Below are 22,458 nucleotides of genomic sequence, written 5' to 3' on the forward strand. Positions count from 1 at the left end.
CTGACCCGCAACCATCAGCGGCAGCGAGCTTAGCGACGCGCCCTGCCGGTCTGCCTCATGCTCATGGATTGGATTCCCTGAGCAGTTCCTAGGGCTTCCTCTCCCGACTCTCCCGTTCTGCCTTGTTGCTGCGCGAGATGGAAAGTATTAGCCAAATCCCCCCGATCGATGCGAATACGAAGCCGAGCAAACCGAAAAAGGGCAACCCGAACAGGGTGGGTCCACCGGATACCGTCATCACGACAGATGAGCCGACAATGATGGAGGCAACGATGATGCCGACGATCAGCCGGTTTGTCGCCCCGTCCAGCTGATCGCCCACATGCTTGAGATGTCCCACATCGATGTGAAGTTCCAGCCTCCCTCGTCGCGCCGCCCGCAGCAGTTGTGAGAGATCCCGCGGCAGATCGGACATCAGCTTGGATATCTCAGAGGCGGCGTGCCAGCCGCGTTTGGCCAGCGCTGCGGGGGCGTAGCGGACTAATAATGCCTCTCGCAGCATGGGTAGCGCTTCTCCCGCCAGATCCAGCTCCGGATCGAGTTCCCGGCCCATTCCTTCGAGCGAAATGAATGCCTTGATGAAGAGCACCAGATCGGGCGGCAAGGAGAGCTGGTGTGAACGCAGGATTGCCACTAGATCGGCCAGCATGGTTCCCAGCTTAAGTTGTTTCAACGGCATGCCGAGATGCTGGTCGACGAACGTCTGAATTTCAGCCGTAAGTGCTTCTTCGTTTACTATGCCGGTCCCTGTCCAGTCAAGCAGCACATTGGCGACGAGCGCGGGCTCGTGCTGCACGAGGCCGAGCAACAAATGGATCAACTGGTCACGCCGCTCGTCGGAAAGCCTGCCGACCATGCCGAAATCAATGAAGGCGATGCGGTTGCCGGGTAAATAGAATACGTTGCCGGGATGCGGGTCAGCGTGGAACAGGCCGTCCACTGCAATCATCTTGAGTACGGCATTCACGCCGCGGCGTGCAAGCACCTTGCGGTCAAGCCCCGCCCGCTCGACAGCCGCAAGGTCGCGACCAGGGATGCCGTCGATATACTCCTGCACGCACACCCGCTCACCCGTCCATTGCCAATATACCTTTGGAATCACAATAAGCAAGGGCAGGCCATGGGGTTCCGCCACTGCCCCTGCGACACCTTGATTCGCAGGGACCGTTGAATCAGGATCGGAATACCCGGCAAAGTTCGCCGCTATGCGTTCCGCATGCCGGCACTCCGCCGCGAAATCAAGTTCCCGCCGCAGCGACTGGTTGAACTGCCGGACCACCTCCCGCCAGTGAAAGTGGCGCAATTCGGTGTTACCGGTTTCGATCGCTTCCGCCAGTCGCGAGACCCAGCGCAGATCGGCCTCGATCACCGCCCTCACCCCGGGCCGGCGCACCTTGACCACGACTTCGCTCCCATCCGCGAGCCGAGCTCGATGCACCTGGGCAATGGAACCGGCCGCCAGTGGCTCCGGATCAAATGCGGCAAATACTTCCTCCGGCGGAGCACCCAGGTCTTCCGTGAGCTGCTGATAAACCTCCGGATAGGGGGAAGGGAGCGTGCTGTCCTGCAACTTGCTGAATTCCTCGATCCACTCGGGATCGAAGAGATCGACGCGGGTAGCGAGGATCTGGCCAAGCTTGACAAACGTCGGGCCCATTTCCTCCATGGCGCGACGCACTCGGGCGGGCGGCTCAAGCTGAGCCAACTCAGTGGCTTCATTCCACCTTAATGCGCGCCCCGTCCGCTCCAGCGCATTGGCGAGCCCCATCCGGCGCACCATGTCGCCAAACCCGTAACGGATCAGGATGGATGCAATCTCGTGCAGCCGGCCGAGGTCGCGCGCCGCCATCAGCGCTTGCCAAAGCATCAGCAATACCTCGAGTTTATTAGATGCATGAACATCTGTGCCTCATATGCGGTAACACGGCCTATACATTACCTTGAATGGAGTCGCCGTATCCCGGATTTTATTGCAACCCGTTCCACTGTAACCCATTTTACTGCAACCGCTGGGCAAAGCGCCCAGGGCAATGAAGGTGAAAATCAAAAGTACCCCTCTGTGACTTCCCCACGTTTTCCGGCAATTCGCAAACGCGGTTCCTATCCCTGAAGCTCTGTTCGGCACCGAACAGAAACCGGGTCCCCTAATCCACACAATAATTGTGGGTTTTTCCGGCTTGACGTTTCAGTATCAACAAGAAAGAAAGCCGGTGGAAACATCAAGAGGAAAAACTTCTCACCCGACATTATCCCATTTACTTTGGAGTTATCTATGAAATCACATTCAATTTTTTCCGGCGCTGTACGGTTGTTAGCGCTGCTCGTCCTAAGCGTAGGCTTGAGCATCGGCCTGGATGGCACCGTTAATGCCCAGGAAGGCATGCAAGGGCAGGACCGCGAAAAATCCGGGTCACAAGCAACATCCGCCAGCGGCGGAAAGAAACAGCTGCCCTGCGGCGGGCCAAGCGTCATTCAGTGTCCGCGCGGCATGTCTTGCGTGGACAATCCCCATGACAAATGCGATCCGACCAAGGATGGCCTCGACTGCCCAGGCACATGCGTCGCTGGTAGCGGACAAGAACAGAAAGTCAAGGCGCCCTGCGGCGGACCATCCATGATCGTGTGCCAGGGTGGCATGATTTGTGTGGACGACCCTGCAGATAACTGCGACCCCACAAAAGATGGTCTCAACTGCAAGGGTTTTTGCGTCGATCGCCCGTAGTCTTTCCCCGGTCGATACTCCGCTTCAGTCGACGCTAAAAAAAGGGACAGCCTCTAAAGGGCTTGTCCCTTTTTGGATAGCCCCGTCTCCCATACCTTCCCGAACGACATACTCTCTTCAGCGACAACGCGAGCACGCCCTCCATTTAATCGCTCGAACGGCTTTTTATATGTGTTCTCCGATTTTTCTCTTTTCCGCTTCAGCGAAGTCGGTGGCTTTTCCGGCGTTTTGCTTGGTCCACTCGAAGCTGACGTAGGTTAAGGAACTTTCTCGTCCACTACGATTCGTTTATCAAGAGAACTCGATAAGCTTATATAAAACTAATATAACCCAGCCCCGACGTCATCAGTACAATAACAGCATCAAATGGCTCAGCACGCTCTCGAGGCGGATACCAAAATATGCACAAATATGTCCCTTACATACGAACTGCGGAAGGCTTTATCGAGCGGGTCTCCTATGCAGTTTACAATTCCCCTGACGAGCCGCCGGCTCCTTATGTTCACGAACAGTCCATCAGCGGCTGGCCGGAATCCACGGTATTCTGGGCAAAGGCAACCGGGCGCAGCGTAGGCATTGCCCCTCTTTTCTCCGCCACCCCTGGCGCGGACAGAGGCGTAAAGGCTTCGTCTTCAGCAGATATTGCTACTCTTCTCTCCCCCGTCCCCGACTAATCGTCAACCCGGCCCGAACCTTGCACATCCATAAATCGCACGCCGTACTTCGCGAAGCTGGAACAACCTGCTTGATGGGCCGTTTTAAACCGGCTCTTTCCGGATCAGCAGCTATCCTGCTTCAGTCATCCTCCTTTACCGATACAACCATCTCTGCGAACGCTCGCAAGACTTTTGAATTAACGTTGTTTTAATAAAATAGTTCTTGTAGATTTCGCTACTTAGTTCAAAAGTGTCATGATAATATAGCTCTGCAGTTTGTATTACTCTTGAATATTCATTTTTTTATTTTAGGAGGTCTTACTGTGAGCAAATTATCGTTTCGTCTGCTGCAAGTTGCACCCCTCGCTTCGGCTCTGTTTCTGACGGGTCTGCCTGCTGTAAAGGCGGCCACCATGGATGACCTACTGGCTGGAATGGAGGAGCAAAGTCCTGTTGATATTCGTCCGGATAACACCTTTTTCCGCCGACTGGCTCCGCTACAGTTCAGTTTGAGTTCAGACACAGACTTAAGCGTACTCAACACCGGTTCGCCCAGCCACGAGAGCGCCATCAAAGCAAATATTCTCCCCGGGGCAGGATCAGTCACAGTTGATGGCCATACCTATAACCTGGCTCAATTCCACTTTCACACGCCCTCGGAGCATCTGGAAAGCAGCAAGGCCACGCCCCTGGAGTTGCATATGGTATTCGCCGACTCCACGGATAATCTTCTGGTGGTGGGGCGGTGGATAAACCAGGGCAGCTTCAATAGCGCGCTTGACCCGATTTTCTCGGACTTGCCAACAGCAAGCGAAACGCATCAGGTGTCCGACTTTAACCTGAATTCACTTCTGCCCGACAATCTGCAATCATTTCGTTACGAGGGGTCGCTCACGACTCCCCCATTTACCGAGGAGGTAACCTGGATAAACCTGGCGCAGCCGCTCGAAATGGCGGCCGCCCAAATCCAGGCTTATCGAGACCTCTTCCCCCACGGCAACACGCGTCCGGTTCAACCCCTCGGTGATCGAATCATACTTACAGATGTGCCAGGGTTCGTCACCAACGTTCCGGAACCGCAAACCTATGCCATGTTCCTGGCGGGATTGGGTTTGCTTGGTTTTATGTCGCGGCGAAGCAGGCAGACGTAAAAGAAGCGGCCTGGGAAATAAGAAGACCCACCTTGGTTCTCAAGGCGGGTTTTTCATTCGGGCAACACAACCGCTGGTTGAAGTTCAAGTTGAGCTCGTTGGTCATTTAAACGCCGTGATCAACACCTCTACGTAGAAAAAATCACTAAAGCCCGGACGCTGCGTGATTTCCTCGGGGTGCGCCACCATCCGGTTTTTGATGAAGTCCCCAGCGATGAAGTGCGAATAACCAATGACTGTGTTGATTCTCGGGTCAATCTGATAACGTACGCGCAGTTCCACCCCGTTCCCGACCTCGTCGCCGCTTCTCCCGGTCCTGTCCCGATTGAAGCCGGGGTCCCTGACGACGCTGATGTTGCCATCAAAAGTGTCGAACAGCCGGTCGGTACTGCTCGCCAGCCAGAACCAGGCATAGCTGGCTTCAATCCCCAGTTTCTGGGTCGGCTGCAGGTCAAACCTGATTCGGGGATGCTTGATGTTTTCATAAATAATATAGTGATCTGACGACCATGGGCGTGCAAAGCCAAAAAAACGGTCGAAACGATTGTTCACGCCGTCATTGGGATGCCGGTCACCTGTAGCATAACCGTAAAAGCCACTGAGACGCGGCTTCCAGGCGTGCTTGAACTTATACCCCACCTCGGTGGTATAACCGTAGGCATCATGACGCTCGGTGCCGTTAGTACCGAACTGGTAGCTGAAGTTCACATCGAAATCGAGCCCGGTAGTCCCGATCAGTCCGTAGCCGCGCAACGATGGCATGTGAATCTCGCGATCAAGCCGGTTGGTTGCGGTATGGCCGTTGGGATCAGCAGTCTGCTTCTGGCCCATATAATAAGGTTGCAGCGTGATGATATCGGACCACTTGCGCCAATGCCCGATTGTGCCAAAAAACCAAAGGTGGTCGTTGGCCTCATCGAATTGGGTCTGCAGGCGCTTGACCGGCTGGTAGCCAAATGTATCAATTTCCCAGTCGTTCGCTTCCCGCCCGAGGTTCAGGCGAAAGCCTTCGAAGGTATTCGTGGTATTACGCCATTCGTTGCGTGCGATAAAACGCCGATCCAGCGTTTCATAAGCCATACGCCCTGCCCGAAACCTGATTGGACGGTTCTGCTTGCGATCGTCCTGGCCCAACGCATTTTTAAAATTCAATTCCCCGTATCCCTGGATCAGGTCGTACGGGTTGTTTTCCTGGTCAGTTGTCGGAAACCGGTTGTTGTAGACCCGCGAGTCCTGGAACTCGACTGCAAAGCGGAACGGGTCGAGAATTTCCCTTATGCCCAGGTAGGCTCGCGAACGTATAAAAAACGGGTTGTCGAATCCTGCTTCGACACGGCGGAAATCATCGTGGCGCATTTCATAGCGGGTGCGAAACTCGAAACCGATATCGAGCCAGTGGATGTCCTTGAATGCCTCAATGCCGGTCTGGCTCAGCCGTCGCACATATCGGGGCGGATCGGAGTCCGGATTGGTCGCATAACTGTTCGCTGGGCGATAATAGCTGGTGGATTTGTTATCCCCGTTCGGTTTGGCTTCGGGTGACCCAGCCGGTTTTTCGGATGCGGCGGATTTATCCGCTGCCGGGATCGCCCATTTATTGCCCTCGTCTGGCGACTTGATGAGCCATTTGTAATTTTCATCCGAGGATTTGGCCGGCGCGCTATCCGCGCCGGGTGCCGCTGCCTGCGCCAACTGTTCGGCCCGTTGCCGCGCGGACGGGGGTTGGGCCTCCGGGCCGCTCGATGAGCCATTCAATAGACTGCCATTAGCCTGAACTGACCCGATCGGTGATACGCCGATTATCGTTGCAAGCATGATTCGCCACCCGTATTTCACTGCATTCCCCTGAATGGCTCCTCCGGTATCCCGGTCGGCGACCCTATCGGTTGCTGTTTCCACCTCCAGTCTTGTGGTCGGTGTTACTTCCTCGCCTGCGGCGCGGTCCATCGCCGTTGCCGCTCAGCAAACGAAGGTTAGCAGAAGCTCTATATGAGATTAAATTATATTATTTCACTTGCTTATCCATTTTAAAGATATGGGGCATTCACTTCGTTTACGGAAAGGATCGCGAAAGGCGGGAAAAGACAAGGGGCACTGGCTCCGTGGTATGAAAGCAGCTGAATTGATATGGGCCGCATAAGAAATCTGCAACAAAGCATCCGTACAATCCGGAGCTGATCTCACCAACGGAGGCTGTCATGTCCCAGTATGCTGTCTATATAAGGACCAAAGAAGGCGACATCGAGCGCACCAAAAATGTTATTTGTGGTTTTCCCCATATTTCGCAAGCACCATACGGATCGCTCGCTCCGTACATCCACGAGGAGCCGCTAGAAGGCTTCCCCGAAAACATTGTGCTTTGGGCCAGGAGTATCGGCCCTACGGTAGGCATCGCCCCACTGGACGCTTGCGCTAATTTCCGCGACCAGAATTCAGCCGCCTAGGATTGACACGGCGGTGGGCGGCGGGACCCTGGTTACGGGTCAGGCTGAATTTTAAAAAATATCGCTGAGTGCTTCAGCGGCGTTACGGCTTTAGCCGTTTTTGCGGGAGACAAGCAAATGGCGAAATTCATCTACTATCTACGCAATACGCAAGGGCGTATCCAGCGCCTGGATAACGTGATTGCTATCGCGCCCCACGGCCTGCTGGCCGGCTATAAACATGAAGAGCAGGTAACCGGTTTTCCTGAATCCACGGTATTCTGGGCCAGGAACGAGGGGTCGACCGTGGGAGTAGCACCTGTTACCGCCTGTCCTCCAGGCGCGCCATAGAGGGACGAGGGCCGTGGCTCTCAGCTGGCTGGTGGGCTTGCCCTTCCCTGGTTCGCGGGGAAGAACGAACACTGATTTGAAGGCGAATGCGTTTAAAAAAGACACGTACCTTTTTTGGCAGAAAAAACCCGTATACCTTGCGCACCGCCCAACGCGCCCAGGTCAGAATCCGGTAATGTATCAGGACGTACAGGAAATTCTCGGGAAGATATTTCCAGACCCCGTAGCGATTGAATATCAGTTCCGCCCACGTCAACCGCAGATAGTGAGGGATGAGAACGCTGTTGGGGTACGAAATGTCGAACGAGCCCGTATGCCTCCCCGCTGCGCCTTCCGCGAAGTGCCGCTGAATAATCTTGGCCCAATCCTCGCCCAGGTACCTCGGCTGATCGATCCACAGGTTCGGCCGCATGTCAGCTTCGAAATAGTAGCGCTTGTTATCATGCTCAGCGTGTATACAGCCGACACTGGTAAAACCGTGGGAGCCAAGCGCCTTGCCGACCCGACGCAGTTCATCAGACACTTGTGGTTCCAGTGAGGCAATTTGCTGATAAGACCTGACTGAGGTGGGCCCGAACCGGTATTTTGATTTTTCCGGAATCGAATAGGCAAAATGCACCAATTCGCCATGCCGGTAGAAAGCCTCCAGGCTCACCTCTACGCCCTTCACCTTCCGTTGAACCAGAACCGGATACAGCTTCAGCGTTTTTCGCAAATCTTCCACGTCCGCCTTGTCCAGGCATTCGAATATCCCTACGCCGCCGGCGGAGGAGTCGAGCTTGACCAGAATGGGATAACCGAGCGTTTCCGCCCCGGCAGCCAATTCCCCTTCGTTGCGTGCTACCCGGTACTCCGGCGTGCTGATCCCGTTTTCTTGCAGCGCAACGGATAAGCCGATTTTCGAAAAAATATGGCCGAAGTTTTTATCAGACAGAATCGGCAGCAACCGCAACTTCTGCTCGTGGGTCAAATCCGAGTTTAGTATCACCCCGAGCGTCGCATCGTCCCCAATAACAACCAGTGAATAGTCTTTCTTTATTTTTTCTGCGGCGGTTCTGGCCAGGAGATCACGTTTCTTTACCAGAACATAATCCCGTATTGCGCTGCTTCTCCTGAACGCCGTGTTATTGCAGATGACATCTACCGTAAACCCTGCCCGGATGAGCAGTCCAAGCGTCACCGCCATCAACTCCGGCCAATAACCACCTATCAGTAAAGCCTCAAGCTTATCCATCGGAACCTGACTCCTGCCTGTCGGCCATGTAATTCAGCCCGGCAGTAAATCACCATCTACGCTGAATTTGTAGCTGTAAAATGTTACAGGCTGACGAAGGAAGAAGGTTGGTCGGGGAAAGGATCAGCGAGAATGCCCATGAAAACAAGGCGACCGCTATGGCGCAGGTCGACGCATTAGTGGTATTAGTTTGGATCTGATCGGACAAACAATGTCAGATTCGAACTCGCGGTAAGTGCCACGAGCAGTCATCTGGAATACATTCGAATACTGGTTCAAGAGGAGACGAACATGAGCGCACTACGGTATCCAAATGAAAGTAGAGAGTATCGCGATGCGCGGGAATTATTGCTCAAAGACGAACAAGAGCTTGTCGAAAAAGTAAAATCTGTAGCAGAAAGACGCCGCAATCTCCCTCTCGGCGGGCGACTGAAAGAGAACTACGTCTTCCAACGGGCCAATGAAGGAAAAGTAGGGGGAGAGCGTGAAATTCTCGGAGCTGTTTGCGGACAAAACACGACGCTGCTCTACTCATTTATGTACGGTCCGAACTGGGACCATCCCTGTTCTTCGTGTACGTCGCTCGTCGATGGGTTTGATCGAACCTGGTATCAGGTCACTCAAGGTGCCACGTTTGTCGCAATTGCCAAAGCCCCGGCGGCTCGAATCAATGCGTGGGCAAAACAGCGCGGATGGTCGCAAATTGCGATGGTTTCCGGAGGGGGCTCTGCCTATCAGGCTGATTACAAATGCCAGGGAGACTCTGATGATATGCAATGGCCGATGATGCATGTATTCAGGGAGCGGGATGGAAAGATTTATCGCTTCTGGGAAAGTGAGCTGCCGATGAATCATGTCGACACGGTGTGGGCGTATCGGAATCTCATGGACTTTACGCCAGAGGGCTGGCCTGATATTCCCACTCCGCCACAGAATTTCAAGTCCGAATTCCTGGAAAAAAACTATCTGAACCAGGATTAGCTTCACACCCATACGCGGACCGCGAGAGGTAAGTTTCCTGTCTTCGGGGATCACGTTGAGGCGGTTTGCCCTGAATCTGGATTATCATAATTCAGTGCTGATGCCGTCACCGACCGGCTGTCGCTTAACTCACGCTCAGCTTGCGTTCGGTTCGCGATCAGCTGACAACTCTTTTTCAGGGGCGGAATTGGAACGCGGCAGACCCGGTTCTTCCTTTGTGTGGCTCCGCTCGGTAACCTCGAGCCGCGCCCGCAAACTCTCCCGGCGCCGCGCCATGATGAGCCCCCATACCCCGAGAGCGATCAGCGCGACGGTGGTGGGCTCCGGGACCGTTGCGATCTCCGCAGGCTGCTGTACTGGATCAAATACAGTCTGATTCGTTAGCCCACCGTTGCCCACGTTAAGGTAGCCGGAAGCCGCCAAATCCGAGTAAGAATGGTTCTTCCAGCCTCTTATGTCCCACACGCCCCCTTGCACGCTAAGTTCGAAGGGCGTTCCGTTATATGAAAAATCCTCCACCAGGAAAAAACCGTTAAACACGCCGTTCCTGAACTGGATCGATGGTCCACCCACTATATCGGAATCCCCGAACTTAAATTCCAATGGCCTAATGCCGAAAACAATGTCGAACACAACATCATTGGATGCGCCTGCGACGGCCGCTAACGGAACATTAACGATGCCCGTACCATTGCCCGGTATAAGACTTGTATCAAACAGCACGGTCCCGCTCACGCTACCGGCGTCGCAGCCGCTGCAGGTGTTTGTTTTTTGCAAGCCCAGGCTACTCCCCAAATCTTTCACTGTCGAGATACCGCCAGAGAAATCGGCGGCGATATAAATAGGTATAGCGTTGGCAGTGGACATTGTTGCAACGATAATCCCGCAGGCTGCCGCCAGGTTAGCTAGTTTGTACATCTTCCCTCCATGGTTATCAACGTGAACCAGCAAGGAAAACATCATACTCATAACGAAAGCAGTGCCTATTGGACTGAAGTACATGCTGTACCAAGGTACAGGTGCTGGAACCCGCGCCGGATGAAAACGAGGGGCGGGATTACAGGTCCGGAAAAATGCGTCGCCGTCCCAAGTAATACTCGGACAGCGATTTATGCGTAATTGAATTGATGGAAAAAGGCTTGCCGAGCCCGACAATACCGTAAGGCTGACGCAAGTACCGGCCGCTAGAGTTTGGGTGTCGAAATATTTTACATTTTTTCGATCACCGTTTTTCAAACCCAAACTTTGTCTTTATTATTCAGTCTATTAGAATATTTTTCTGACGAGCACGCTTCTTGCTTATTAATAATGGAGTCCCGAACGGCTGACGAGTATCTGAAAAAAAAAGAAAACGGGACCCGGGAAATAAAAATGGCTGGCGAGTCTGGCCAACAACTCTAAATAATCCACTTCAAAACCCGCTTCGGCGGGTTTTTTGTTATAACGCGGAGCATCTGGACAGGGGAGAGAATCCAGGCATTAAAACACGCATATACTATATGCCGGCTCATTCTCTTCAGCGAGGGGATTTCTCCTTTCGCCGCCACATGGCACCGACTCCAGTCGCTAGCTGATGTTAATCCGGTCGACCAAAACCGCGACGCGCAAACGTAAACTTCGAGCCGCTCTCCGATAAAGCATCCCATGCACGATTTCGAACCCGGGGTGTCGGTGGATGCCAGCTGTAAACTGTCAAAAATAAGCCAGCTGAATGGACCAGCGGACGCGTGCTGGATAAACAGCGAAGTTTCAGGTCTGGATTGGAATTTCGCTTGCAGTGCACTGATGCATGAGCTTCGGGAAAAAGCCCGTTATTTCATTAGCTCAGTAACGCACACCTGCACTTTGGTCCAATAGGCAAGGTCGCGAAAATCGGTAAGATGTGTGCTGCTGGGCATCACCACAACCCTGCAGGTGACGCTCAGCGCCGGCCGCCCCACAACGTGGCGCGGCCGGGTTTAATTTCCTTCTCTCGTGGACGCTGAGCGTTTTCCGCTAAGCGGCGACAGCTCTGATTACCTTGACGGTACTGCTGGCGGGTTTGCTTTGCAACAGCCGCTGGTATAGTTTTTTAACCACGGCGTAGCCATCGCTTGCTCGCTCTTCTAGCAGTGCCCTATCCACTACCGTTATATGGCCGCGCCGGTACTGGATGGCGCCGTCTGCCTGTAGCGTCTGCGCAGCCTGGGTTACGCTTTCACGGCGGACCCCGAGCATCGCCCCCACCAATTCGTGCGTCATGGGAAGGGATGCAACTGCAAGACGGTCCTGACTCATCAGCAAAAACCGGCAAAGTTGCTGCTCCACGGTTTGCCGATGGTCCACGGCACACTGTTCAGTCTGAAATAGCAGGGCCTGGCTGAAACGCAACATCAGGTGCTGCAGGAAGCCGCCGGACTCGAACTCATTTTTCAGCACGCTCGCCTTGATACGATAGCTATAGCCGGGGCTTTGCACCGTAACTGTGGCAGGCGTAGTTTCCGACCCTAATAGCAGGGATACCCCGGTGACCCCTTCGTTCCCAATCATCGAGACCTGCCGGGAAATTCCGGACTCCAGTTCATACATGCGGGCAATAATGCAGGTTGTTGGAAAATAAAGCTGGCTAATCCGAGTATTAGGTTCATAGATTACTTGACCCAATGGCAAATCCACCAATTCCAGATGTGGCAGTAAGCGGGCATATTCATCTGCAGGCAGTGCCGCTAATAGCTGATTTTGCTTTGGGCTGTGCAGTACTGACATAGCTCCTCCTTGTAGGACTTGATATCGTTATTAGACACTTCAATAATAGACTTTTATAACGCAAGCCTATAGCGAGTATAAAGCAATAAGCATGCCTGAAGTTTTTTCTTTTAAGAACATACGGCTGTGCTTGATGTACTGGTACATTAGTCACCATTAGCCGACGTTATCTCCGGCCTTAATATTAAGTACTTGAAAATACATAGTTATAAATGTCGCCAATTGGCGACAGATGAGCATCCGCAAGTCCACCCAAGCTTGAGATCGTCTGTTTCGAAAAACATGACCACCACTAGCAACAAACTGGGGAAGAAGCAGGTGGGAGCGCCCGCTCCCCGAGCGGAAAGGTGCTCCCGGGTTAAAGGAAGGCTATTACTTACCGTAGATACTGGGGTTCGCGTACGGTTACGGTCGAACTCGGCGTCGAACGCATCCCCGCATTCGAACATTTCTAATGAAACAGAACTGGAGAAAGAGAACGCATGGCCATGTATTGCATCGGGTACGAGCTTAAAAACCCGGGAAACACTAATGCCACTCTGATAGAGGAAATCGAAACCTACGAGACGTGGTGGCACTGCCTGGAATCAACCTGGATTATTGCTTCCCCTAAAACAGCAGATCAGGTGAGGGATCATCTTCAACAGTACATGGGCTTGAACGATAAGCTCGTAGTGGTTGAAATTGCCGGCAATGCCGCCTGGGTGGGTTTTGATAAAGAATGCTCGGATTGGTTAACTAATCTCTAATAATAAAATCGCCAGCAGCTTTTCCAAAGCGACCCCGGGCCTACCCCAAGTCCAGTACCGCTCCACTCCCGCAAGCAATTAGTCCGCCACTGCCTTAAAATCCTCTATTCGGGAAAGGTTTTTATGCGCCGCCACAACCTTTATCCAAGCTGTTAATTGCCCGGACTGGCCTGCGCCGCCTGTCTTCCCGGTCGAGGAAAGCAGCCAGAACGGGTGATACTGAGATTTGCGATTGCGCCTCTCGCCGCCGTTCTCTCGCGATAGCTATCGCATCGAATCGGCTTCGACGCGCCTGCCCAAAGATCACTCCGCCACCGAGCTTCGGGTCAACAAGGAGAAGTATAGATGACAACAGCGTCCACACTCTTGCATCGGCATATCCAGACGTTCGTCGACGACAACGCGCGCTGGCAGACGTTGATCGCCGATAATCTTTTGTGGGAGCTGCCTTTTGCGCCCTCCCTCGGGCACCCCGCGCGACTGATGGGCCGGCAGGAGGTGGTCAATCATGTGACGTGGTTTCTCAGTTCGGTAGAAAATTTCCGCTTCCTCGACGTCGAGGTCCACCCGTTCGTCGATTCGCAAGCGGCAGTCGCCGAATTCAGGGGAGAAGGGTTCATCAAGTCGACCCGCCGCATCTACGTCCAGAATTACGTGCTATTTCTGCGGGCCGAAAACGAAAAGATCACATTCCTGCGCGAATATTTTAATCCCGTGCGCGCCGCCAAGGCGCTCGATACGCCGATCCGCGGCCTGGAGCCATGAGGAGATCAGCTCATCAAAATCAATAAATGCGAAGATTGCCAGTCAAGGTAAACAATCAGGCCAAGCGCTTTTCGCCGACTGGGGTGTCGTTCGGGTACAGCCTGCCTAGCTCAAGACCACTCCATCTACAAGGCACCGCCATTCAGTTCCCAGGATAACTGACTTTCCCGTGACGGAGTGCCGTACCGGGGCGGGTCCTGCGAAAACGCACACTGTGACTGGGGAGGAATGTTCATTGCTTTCCTGACCTTTGCCTCTATCCGGGTGTTGCGCTTCAATATGCCCGGCCAACAACAGTGCCAGCAAGATCATGCCCATAACTCCCAACGCGGGCTACCGCACGGAAGAGATTTCCCGCTTTTTTTAGTATCACTTTTAAAACAGCTAAAAAAGGAGAGACCGTCACAACCTGAGGCAGCGTAAATGCCCATATATATTCTTTATATACGCAAAACCGACGGTTCAATTTCGCGTCACCAAAATTTCCGCTTCAGGGGCTTCGAAGTAACGGACGTATACGTGTATGAAGAAACCTTAATCGGTTGGCCTGAATCAAAGGTGTTTTGGCAGTACCAGGAAGGCTACAGCGCGGGTTTGGCGCCTATTGAAATAGATCTTTGCGCTTAAAAAGAAAAAGCGAAGGGAATTCACGTTTCGATCGAGAGAATAAAGCGTTCGGTTCGATGAGGCGTGTCCATGCGCCTTCGGGTTAGCGTAGTCCGCCGGTCATGACGCCCGTTCGACCCGTCCGCCGCGAAGATAAGCGATAAGCGAAAAGCGCGAATAAGCCATTAGCCGCGAGACATCCCGAATCAGGAGCGGCTGGCCGCCCCCGGGTCGAGATGAATCGGGACGACGTGTTCCCGTCACCCCTTTCAGGACAGCGGGCCCCGCACGCGAGCACCAGATCTTCCTGTCGAGGAAACCGGCCGACCCTGGCAGCCGCCTGGCCCACCCCTCAATCTTCCAATCGATTCGAATTGCCAAGCGACGGCTAAGCGACGGACTTCTAATTCATCAGGAACCGCTGAACAAGTCCTCACCGAAAGTGTGAACTTATTCAGGGGTTCCACGATGGGTTGCAGCCTGAGCTCGCCTGACGCCTGAGCTGTCCGGCGGGCCGCTATCCGATATTTACAGGCTGCGCTGCCGAGAATAGCTGGATTTGCTGGAACCTTGCCGGGACGCCTTCAACGGCGCTGACATGTCCGCTTCCCACGAACGTTTTACCTTAGGGGCGGTTCGTTTTAAAATTTTGTTCGTGCTTTCCTCAAGCCACTTATCGAACTCTTCTGCCTCATACCCCAATACATCAATATTTCTGAGTTTCTTCATCGGAAATTCCTATCGAGAAAGAGTTTTTCAAAAAATACGGGCCGGCTTCTTAAACGAAAGCAATATGGAGAACCAGCCCGGACACTCCGGACACGCCGCTAGCGCATCCGCGAGGAGCACCGCGTAAAAACTGTATCTCATGGCAAGAAGGAAGATATGTGCGCTAACCAACGTAACAGCGCAGAAAGAATTCGTTGCCTCAAAATATTCCGGACCAGAGGTGGAGGGGAAGGCCGGAAAAGGAAGAAAGCCACGGCTCGGTCCGGATTTCGCACTGGCGCAAATGATTTGATGTTCTGGTGCTTTGATTAAAGCTGCGTCGGAGGTCCCTGCGACGACCGACGACAAAAAATCAAGTTGCTGATAAAAAAAATCCCCGCTGGCGGAAAATAAAAAAACCCGCCAGCTGGCGGGTTTCAGGTGACCCCGGGGCGACGATATCCCGCGCCGAGGTACTGCTTCTGTCGTCGTAAGAGCTACCTAGTCCACCACATTCAAGGAACCAGGCAGATGGATGTTCTTGGGATGGAGCTGGCACCAGACGAGAAAGGCGCCGGACTTATCCGCTTTGATAGTAATTGTCTTGGTCTCGCCCGCCTTCAGGACTTCCTTGACTCCATATTCGTCAATGGAAAATCCTTCGCTGATAGGCGATTTATTCTCGACCGTAATCTTTACTGTCGTCCCTTTCTTGACAGTCAGCGTCTCGGGTTCGTTGAGAACATTGAACGCGCGGATATTCTTGACTGTCACGCCTTCAACGTTAAGCTCCGGAATGTTAGTGTCATAAGCATTGATAACCACCTTCAATTTTTGTTCCGCTGCGTGCGCTGTTCCCGCCAGCAGCAACCCAAAAGCAAGACCCACGACTGTTTTGTTTATTTTCATCATCTTTTCCCCCATTCAATTTAAGTTTTAATGAAACATCATGTTACTCTCAATACTCTAGATTGGATAACGATGGATGTCAATCCAGCCTGCGGCGAATATACGGCAGGCGTATCGTTTTCCGCGACATGCTATCAAACGGCTTTCCCCGGTGTCGGTGAGAATGCCATGCCCTGTTCCCGATCATGTCGGGCGTCCCGAATCCTTGCTTAATTTCTCTGTCACCGCCGCATCCGGCAAGACAAATCACAGCGAACAGCGCAGATAGCGGCTTCTGCGCCTGGTCAGTAATGAAGCGCGTTGTATGCGCCGCCGGCCCTCGACCTGAGCGCGGCTGTAATACTCTATAGACCGCTGGAATGGCTGTGACGAGCACGTGCCCTATTGAAGAACGATGTATTGCTCTAACAGATGGCCGATGATATAAGACACCGATGCGCCCTGCTATCGCTGTTCTCGTGCTCGTCCCCTGGCTCACCCTCCCCGATGCCGCTTTCGCCGCGCCGAACACGGAACCCATCCATGCCCAGGTACTGCAGATTGTTGACGGCGACTCAGTTACCGTTTCCATAGATGGCGAACTGGTCAGGGTACGGCTGGCGGAAATTGACGCCCCGGAGCTGGACCAGCCGTTTGCAACTGAATCCCGGCAGTCGCTGTTCGACTTATGCCTATGGGTTCACGCGGAATTGACTTCCATCAGCAGGGACTACTATGGACGAACGCTGGCCAGGGTCGAGTGCAATGGCGTGGATGTCAACGCCGAGCAGGTGCGGCGCGGATTGGCCTGGGTAAAGAATCAAGCTGCCACTGATAAAAAACTTCACAGGCTGCAGGAAGAAGCCAAAGCGGCCAAGCGGGGATTATGGGCCTTCGACTCGCCGACCCCTCCCTGGGAATGGCGCTCATTCCATAACTTTCAGCCCTCCGAATGACCGCCCTACCCATAAAATACGCCAAATTCATGCTTCTCTAAACCCCGGATGAGTCGTCTTCTGCTTTTATTTCGCCATGTACCGGCCCCGTGTAGCGTCCTGCGCGTACCGCCCTCATGTGCCACCCAACCGCATGCATGCATCCGTTTTATTTGAACCGTTGACTCATCCATTGATCTGATACATCAAATGCAGAACAATCCCAAGACATAACAACAAAAAAAGGCGAATCATGAAAGCTGCCGTGCCTGTCATTCTCGCGCTGCTTGTTTCCGGTATCGTCCAGGCCGAGCCGCCGCAACTTCGGGATCGGCAAACAGGAAAATACCTCGGCAACCTCAGCTCCAACCCCTACGACGCAAACTCGGTCAGCAACCCATACGGAAGGTACGGCAGCGAGCACTCCTCAGACAGCATCAATAATCCACACGGACAATACGGCAGCCGCTACAGCAACGACAGCCCGAACAATCCGTATGCCACCAATCTGCCTGCAGTCTATGGCAATGACGGAAACCGCTATTAGAACGGTACTGTCCCTGGGTTCCCGGCGATGTTATCAATAGCAGCGATGCTCAGGAGCATCGCGCTTGGCAACAACTGCCAACGTGGCAGGCTACCTGTTTGCGGTCACCCCGTTGCGCCACGCTCCTGCATAAAAGAAAACTGCTTGACAACATCAGGTAGAGCCAGGCGGCCATGTCTTTGCTTATTGCTTCCCCATATGAAATAAGAACCCCCGCACCGAAAACGAACAAGCCGGGTTGGTTGGGCCGTCCGCCCCTATTTATATGCAATATTTCTACCCAATGTGATTTAGCGCACAGTATTAACCTCATCATTATAATAATCTGACAATTCTTGCCGCTGATGGTCCTGTAACCGCCCGGCTGATTCCGATGTCACTGACGTCATCAGTAACCGGGTTACAGTGGAGGCAAGCAACGTTGGATTCTGATTTTCCTTAAAGGAGATTAATCATGAATAAAGATCAAGTGAAAGGTACTGCGAAAGACATCGCCGGAAAGGTCCAGGAAGGAGTTGGAAAGGCAACAGGCGATAAAGAGCAGGAAGCCAAGGGCCTCGGCAAGCAAGTAGAGGGAAAAACCCAAAAGAAATACGGGGACGCCAAAGAAACCGTCAAGGATGCGATAGATAAAGCCTGACTGTCGCGGCACGTTCAATACCTTAAACCCGCTTCGGCGGGTTTTTTATTGCCTCGGGTATATGAATTCGCTTTTCGCTGCCCCGACACATGAAATATTAAAACTTGGCGTTACCTAATAATTGAACCTCAGTTGCGCGAAATAGGTCCGCTGGGGAAAGGGATGAAAGATCCAGTACTTGTCATTATTGACATTATTGATACCGCCGATAGCGGTCCACTGCCTGGTGATCCGATACTTTGCGACCAGATCGGCAACGAGATAACTGGTTAACCCCGTATAGGCAAAGCCGTTAGTATCCGTATTATTCAACTGGCCGAACTGGCCGCTGCTGTAGCGAACATTCACGGAAGCGCTGAAATTTTCGTTCGCTCGATAGGTGACTACCGCGTTCGCCCGCCAGGTCGGAAGTCGGGGCTGATGCTTGCCGGTCGATGGAACTGCTGCGTTCGGATTCGCCGGCGTCGGTCCCAGCGCTGCTGCTGCCGCATCCGCCGCGCGGTTATCCTCTATCCTGGAATCCACCCAGGTCACGTTGCCGATAATATCCAGCCCTTTTATCACCGCGTCAGTTTTCTCCCCGGAAACCTCAACGCCATAGGTATCGATTTCGCCAACATTCGTTATAAAGGTTGATTGAACAGTTTGATTGGTGATCGGATTGGTGATTAAGCCGGTCTGGGAAAAAATCGCATTCTTGATACGCTCTTGAAACAGGCTGACCCGCAGTCTCCCCTTGTCTACAAAATACTCGCCGGATAATTCAGACGCCAGTGCGTCCTCCTGCTTGAGATTAGGATTCCCATTGACCGCTATGGCCGTCGCGCCTGTCCCAACCGTAGTCGTCTGGAATAACTCCGAGGCGGTTGCATAGCGATAAGCCTGACCAATGGCTGCGCCGATTCTCACTTGCGGAAGCGGCGCCCAGGTCAACTTCCCCTTGGGAGAGAAGTTGACCGCGCTTCTGTCGGCCTGATTTACCGTCTGGAGCGACCCACCCACCGTTGAAGTGTTCACGCCGTCGTATGCGTGCCAGGATTCCAGCCGGCCACCAACAGTAAAGTTCCACTTCTCGTGGAAATCCCACGCGTCCTGAATCCAGTAACCTTCAGTCTGGGTCTTTCCGGTGGAATTGGTAAAAACACTCTGACCCGGGCCGCTTTGCCAGTTACCCGTATTGAATACGGGATTCTTCAGCGTATACAAATCATGGTGAAAGCCAAAGCTGATTTCATGAGAACCGAGCAGATCGACCCTGGGCCTCCAGATACCCTTGGCATCCACGGTATGCCAGCCAGAGCCGCTCAAGCTGGTGATTCTGCCGGGCGCATTGCCGGCAAACGCGAGGGTAGGATCAACTGTTGGCGCCCGAACGGTGTCCTTGCCTAGTTCGATCAGGCTTGCAGCCAATTCCCAATCAAAAACCCCGCCCGTATTGGATCGAAGGTTGATCCCATGGGACCAGGTGGTCTGATCAGTCTGGTTACCGGCAAAAGTGGGGCTATTGGCAGGAGACAGGTTGTACCTTCGGCCATCAATATTGACAAAACCGCTTTGCAGCGGATTTCCTGCCGCATCCCTCAGGTAGCTTTGTGTGCTTGCATGCGCATTGTTCATCCACAGGCCCAGGGTATACGCAAGCCGGATGGAGGGCGTGATGTCGTAGGCAAGCTTCCACTTGAAGTTGTCCTGCACGGTATGATTGATATTCCCCGCGCCCAGCGTCAGGTTCCGCGCGTTGGTGGGATTTGCGCCCGCAAAGGCACCTGTCGCCACTGTATCTCCAGCACCCGCCAGGGTGTTCGAAATAAGAGTGGTTGCAAACGTTATGGGCTGGCTTTGGGCGTTGAGATGGCTGTAGTCGAAACGGAATGACAGATCGTTGTAGCGGTGGCCGACGTAACCCGCATAACGCTGCGTCTCGTAGGTATCCTTCGTGCCATAAAGATTGAAAGTCTGCCAGGACGCCTGGGCGTCTGCCCCGAATTCGAATTTTTCCGGCATCCGGGTCGTAATATTGATTACGCCCCCTATGGAATTGCCGGCGTAGGCCGCTGAAAACGGGCCATACATGATATCAACCCGTTCTATTTCTCCGGGCGATACGGTATTCCAGCGGGGGGAGCCCGTGTTTGTATTGTTGTTGCCGAGCAAAGAAGACAGCAGAATGCCGTCCGCATAGATCAGGTTGCGCGCGCTCGCGGACGTGCCCGAGGTGCGCATGCCAACTGGCGCGTTCGTATCGCCGATATAGCGAGTGCGTACCTGTATGGACGGCATGTACTTGATGGCGTCCTCGGGATTCGCAAGATTGATCGTGTTGTCGATTCTTTCCCGGGTGATACTTTCCGTGGTTTGAGGCAGCCTGTACCGTTCCACTTCAGTTTGCTTGCGGGGGGGCTTCACTTTTCCCCCAATTGTCACTTCCGGCATTTTCACCACTGGCTCGTGAAGCGCCAGTTTCGTATCAGTGGTTCGCGCAGCGACAGGCGATACATTGATATTCAGCGAAGCTTCTGGCATGGGAGCGATGGCAACCGGCTTGTTGATTCCCGGCGGAGCCCACTTGGTCTTGTCATCTTTTGCCACTCCATCCGGCGCACTCGCGGCCGCGCTGGAAGATATCCACAGCAGACCTGCCAGGCTAAAGGAGGCGTAGACAAGTTTTGGCTTAATGCCCGGCGTCATATTATCGATATGCTCCGACTATTCTTTTACGACACCTGCTTCAAAGGTGGCCTCTCGATTCGGTTTCGAGCGGGAAAGTTAATTGCTGATTCTCAACTTCTCGGGCCTATTCCTGCTCCTGCCATGGTGAGCCTCTATTCGCCGTTGAAAGCTGGGAATTATCTGTAACTGGAACCGGGGAATATCGACGGCGCAGCACGCAATGCCGTCGCAGTGCTTTTTCGATCGAGCGTGCGCGAGAATAATCTATTTCAGCCAGCCTAGGAATGCGACAAATTGTCGCAGGGAGGCCCTGGCCATGTCTTTGGGAGAGCGCAACCAGTGGGTGGACGCGATATTGGTTCCGCAATCGAGGGGGCAAGCCGGCGCAATTTTGGGGAGGCGGCCGTTCTCTTATCTTCTGGAGATTCCGGTTTTACCTGGTTTCACAAGTAACGCGAAAGCACATCATGGGAAATCGACATATATCTCGGATCTGCAGTTGTGGCAGCTATACCATCGCCCGAACTTGTTGTGATTCCTTAACTGAAGCAGAGCTTTCTGACGCTTTGTGAAGCAGTTTGCGCAGAGCAGGTGGAAAGGCTCCCCGTTCGTTGCATCGGGTTTCAGCGCATAAGCGAAACGCTCAGGTGCTAAAGTATGCAAGGCATATCTTTCGGCCTGCGCCTCCCATACCGCGACATTGGCTAGTTCAGTCTCGAGCTCGCGTATTCTCGAGAGCAGGTTTGACTGTACCTCCTGGCTCGCCAACGCGACGGTGGTAGCATTCATGAGTCTGGAATTTACCTCCAAAACGGCTGCCGTGAGTTCCTCGTGATTCGAAAGAGACTTCGCCGTACTCAAGAGTTCGACAAGTACGTTTGCGCTTCTCAGGGATGCGGCAACTTCGGTGTGCATGGATTTTGTCGAAAAATACGGGTTTTAACGATCGAAACTCTAGCCTTTTTTTTGTAACGTTATCTATGGAACAAACCAAAAATCCGCCTGCTCTTCTCGGCATTGATGAGCTGCGAAAAAGGTTCTCCATAGATAACAGCGTCTAACACCATTTATTTCCCCTTTGTTGAGTATATAAAAAAAGCGTAGCGACGGCGGCCTTCTATGGCCACTGCACTATGTCTACTACGTCTAAAGATCTACTTCGTCAAAAATCTGTAACAAACCTTGTATACACTCCGCGCTCGATTTTTTTTCATGAGCTAAACAAATACTCAAATGTGCCCCTTACATCCGGGATGCAGAAGGCTACGTCGAGCCTGTCCGATGCTGTCTTCAACTCATCTGACGATCCCTGCGTGCATGAAGAACCACTGGTGGGTTGGCCGGAATCCAGGGTGTTCTGGGCCAAGGAAACCGGGCCGAGCCTTGGCATCGCCCCCTTTCCTTACTTCCCCCTGGTTGATCCTCGGCAATTTGGACTCGGCCTTCGGGCATCCATAAAAAACATGAAGCCGCAAACGCGATAACCCCGTATCTATAGGAAGCCGATATATGCACCGGATATGCAATGCATTAGCGCGAGGATACGAATATCCTTGATCGGCTGCATCTAAAGCATTTTTAAGAATTTCCTGCGGAGCGTGATCCGGAGCATAGGCCTGGATCGCGCCGCCCTAACGGCGAAATTCCCAAAGGAATAACAAAAACAGGATTTCATGCGTTCCAAAGG

20 protein-coding genes are annotated in these 22,458 nt (G+C 53.3%); 11 read left to right on the forward strand and 9 right to left on the reverse strand.

The genetic code is table 11. The features are described from left to right. Positions 1-88 precede the first annotated feature (88 nt). A complete protein-coding gene (locus tag R5L00_RS00595; RefSeq protein WP_317652830.1) occupies positions 89-1,867 on the reverse strand; it encodes an ABC1 kinase family protein in 1,779 nt (592 codons plus the stop codon). A 405-nt stretch (positions 1,868-2,272) separates the two neighbouring features. Between R5L00_RS00595 and R5L00_RS00600 the strand changes: the two genes are divergently transcribed. The 3 genes from R5L00_RS00600 (at position 2,273) to R5L00_RS00610 (ending at position 4,529) form a co-directional block, all read left to right on the forward strand. After that, a complete protein-coding gene (locus tag R5L00_RS00600) occupies positions 2,273-2,722 on the forward strand; it encodes a hypothetical protein (protein WP_317652831.1) in 450 nt (149 codons plus the stop codon). Between the two features lie 401 nt (positions 2,723-3,123). After that, positions 3,124-3,396 (forward strand): hypothetical protein, encoded by a 273-nt coding sequence (locus tag R5L00_RS00605; protein WP_317652833.1) that lies wholly within the window; start codon positions 3,124-3,126, stop codon positions 3,394-3,396. Positions 3,397-3,701: 305 nt separating this feature from the next. Continuing rightward, positions 3,702-4,529: a carbonic anhydrase family protein gene (locus R5L00_RS00610; RefSeq protein ID WP_317652834.1), complete on the forward strand. Its 828-nt coding sequence runs from the start codon at positions 3,702-3,704 to the stop codon at positions 4,527-4,529. A 102-nt stretch (positions 4,530-4,631) separates the two neighbouring features. Here the strand turns inward: R5L00_RS00610 and R5L00_RS00615 are convergent, their stop codons facing one another. Further along, positions 4,632-6,476: an alginate export family protein gene (locus R5L00_RS00615; RefSeq protein ID WP_317652835.1), complete on the reverse strand. Its 1,845-nt coding sequence runs from the start codon at positions 6,474-6,476 to the stop codon at positions 4,632-4,634. Positions 6,477-6,727: 251 nt separating this feature from the next. Between R5L00_RS00615 and R5L00_RS00620 the strand changes: the two genes are divergently transcribed. Continuing rightward, on the forward strand, positions 6,728-6,973 hold the full coding sequence (locus R5L00_RS00620; RefSeq protein WP_317652836.1) for a hypothetical protein: 246 nt from the start codon (positions 6,728-6,730) through the stop codon (positions 6,971-6,973). 117 nt (positions 6,974-7,090) lie between these two features. After that, positions 7,091-7,303 (forward strand): hypothetical protein, encoded by a 213-nt coding sequence (locus tag R5L00_RS00625; RefSeq protein WP_107692729.1) that lies wholly within the window; start codon positions 7,091-7,093, stop codon positions 7,301-7,303. On the opposite strand, the gene R5L00_RS00630 is transcribed toward R5L00_RS00625, so the two are convergent. Beyond that, positions 7,275-8,537: a hypothetical protein gene (locus R5L00_RS00630; protein WP_317652837.1), complete on the reverse strand. Its 1,263-nt coding sequence runs from the start codon at positions 8,535-8,537 to the stop codon at positions 7,275-7,277. The genes R5L00_RS00625 and R5L00_RS00630 overlap by 29 nt on opposite strands. Positions 8,538-8,885: 348 nt before the next feature. On the opposite strand from R5L00_RS00630, the gene R5L00_RS00635 reads away from it, so the two are divergent. Next, positions 8,886-9,518 carry a DUF899 family protein gene (locus tag R5L00_RS00635; protein ID WP_317652838.1) on the forward strand — a complete coding sequence of 211 codons (633 nt, stop codon included), beginning with the start codon at positions 8,886-8,888 and terminating at the stop codon, positions 9,516-9,518. Positions 9,519-9,653: 135 nt separating this feature from the next. On the opposite strand, the gene R5L00_RS00640 is transcribed toward R5L00_RS00635, so the two are convergent. Then, positions 9,654-10,436 (reverse strand): PEP-CTERM sorting domain-containing protein, encoded by a 783-nt coding sequence (locus R5L00_RS00640; protein ID WP_317652839.1) that lies wholly within the window; start codon positions 10,434-10,436, stop codon positions 9,654-9,656. A 1,077-nt stretch (positions 10,437-11,513) separates the two neighbouring features. Next, entirely contained in the window at positions 11,514-12,263 is a 750-nt protein-coding gene (locus R5L00_RS00645; RefSeq protein ID WP_107692727.1) for a Crp/Fnr family transcriptional regulator, read from the reverse strand. 482 nt (positions 12,264-12,745) lie between these two features. Between R5L00_RS00645 and R5L00_RS00650 the strand changes: the two genes are divergently transcribed. Both R5L00_RS00650 and R5L00_RS00655 read left to right on the forward strand, forming a co-directional pair. After that, entirely contained in the window at positions 12,746-13,012 is a 267-nt protein-coding gene (locus R5L00_RS00650) for a SinR family protein (protein ID WP_107692726.1), read from the forward strand. Positions 13,013-13,357: 345 nt separating this feature from the next. After that, positions 13,358-13,777 (forward strand): nuclear transport factor 2 family protein, encoded by a 420-nt coding sequence (locus R5L00_RS00655; RefSeq protein WP_317652842.1) that lies wholly within the window; start codon positions 13,358-13,360, stop codon positions 13,775-13,777. A 1,134-nt stretch (positions 13,778-14,911) separates the two neighbouring features. Here R5L00_RS00655 and R5L00_RS00660 read toward each other — a convergent pair. Both R5L00_RS00660 and R5L00_RS00665 read right to left on the reverse strand, forming a co-directional pair. Then, positions 14,912-15,112 (reverse strand): hypothetical protein, encoded by a 201-nt coding sequence (locus R5L00_RS00660; RefSeq protein WP_107692723.1) that lies wholly within the window; start codon positions 15,110-15,112, stop codon positions 14,912-14,914. Between the two features lie 480 nt (positions 15,113-15,592). Next, positions 15,593-16,003 (reverse strand): nitrosocyanin, encoded by a 411-nt coding sequence (locus tag R5L00_RS00665; RefSeq protein WP_317652843.1) that lies wholly within the window; start codon positions 16,001-16,003, stop codon positions 15,593-15,595. 431 nt (positions 16,004-16,434) lie between these two features. Here R5L00_RS00665 and R5L00_RS00670 point away from each other — a divergent pair, with 431 nt between their 5' ends. The 3 genes from R5L00_RS00670 (at position 16,435) to R5L00_RS00680 (ending at position 18,101) form a co-directional block, all read left to right on the forward strand. Continuing rightward, positions 16,435-16,935 carry a thermonuclease family protein gene (locus R5L00_RS00670; protein WP_317652844.1) on the forward strand — a complete coding sequence of 167 codons (501 nt, stop codon included), beginning with the start codon at positions 16,435-16,437 and terminating at the stop codon, positions 16,933-16,935. Positions 16,936-17,167: 232 nt separating this feature from the next. Then, positions 17,168-17,461 carry a hypothetical protein gene (locus R5L00_RS00675; protein WP_317652845.1) on the forward strand — a complete coding sequence of 98 codons (294 nt, stop codon included), beginning with the start codon at positions 17,168-17,170 and terminating at the stop codon, positions 17,459-17,461. A 454-nt stretch (positions 17,462-17,915) separates the two neighbouring features. Next, positions 17,916-18,101: a CsbD family protein gene (locus R5L00_RS00680; protein WP_107692720.1), complete on the forward strand. Its 186-nt coding sequence runs from the start codon at positions 17,916-17,918 to the stop codon at positions 18,099-18,101. Between the two features lie 114 nt (positions 18,102-18,215). On the opposite strand, the gene R5L00_RS00685 is transcribed toward R5L00_RS00680, so the two are convergent. Then, complete coding sequence (locus R5L00_RS00685; protein WP_317652846.1) at positions 18,216-20,789, reverse strand: TonB-dependent receptor; 2,574 nt, start codon at positions 20,787-20,789, stop codon at positions 18,216-18,218. Positions 20,790-21,236: 447 nt separating this feature from the next. Beyond that, the gene (locus R5L00_RS00690) at positions 21,237-21,686 is read right to left on the reverse strand and encodes a hypothetical protein (protein ID WP_317652848.1); all 450 of its coding nucleotides are present in this window, start codon (positions 21,684-21,686) and stop codon (positions 21,237-21,239) included. Positions 21,687-22,458 lie beyond the last annotated feature (772 nt).

The organism is Nitrosospira sp. Is2, assembly GCF_033095785.1.
GTDB lineage: Bacteria > Pseudomonadota > Gammaproteobacteria > Burkholderiales > Nitrosomonadaceae > Nitrosospira.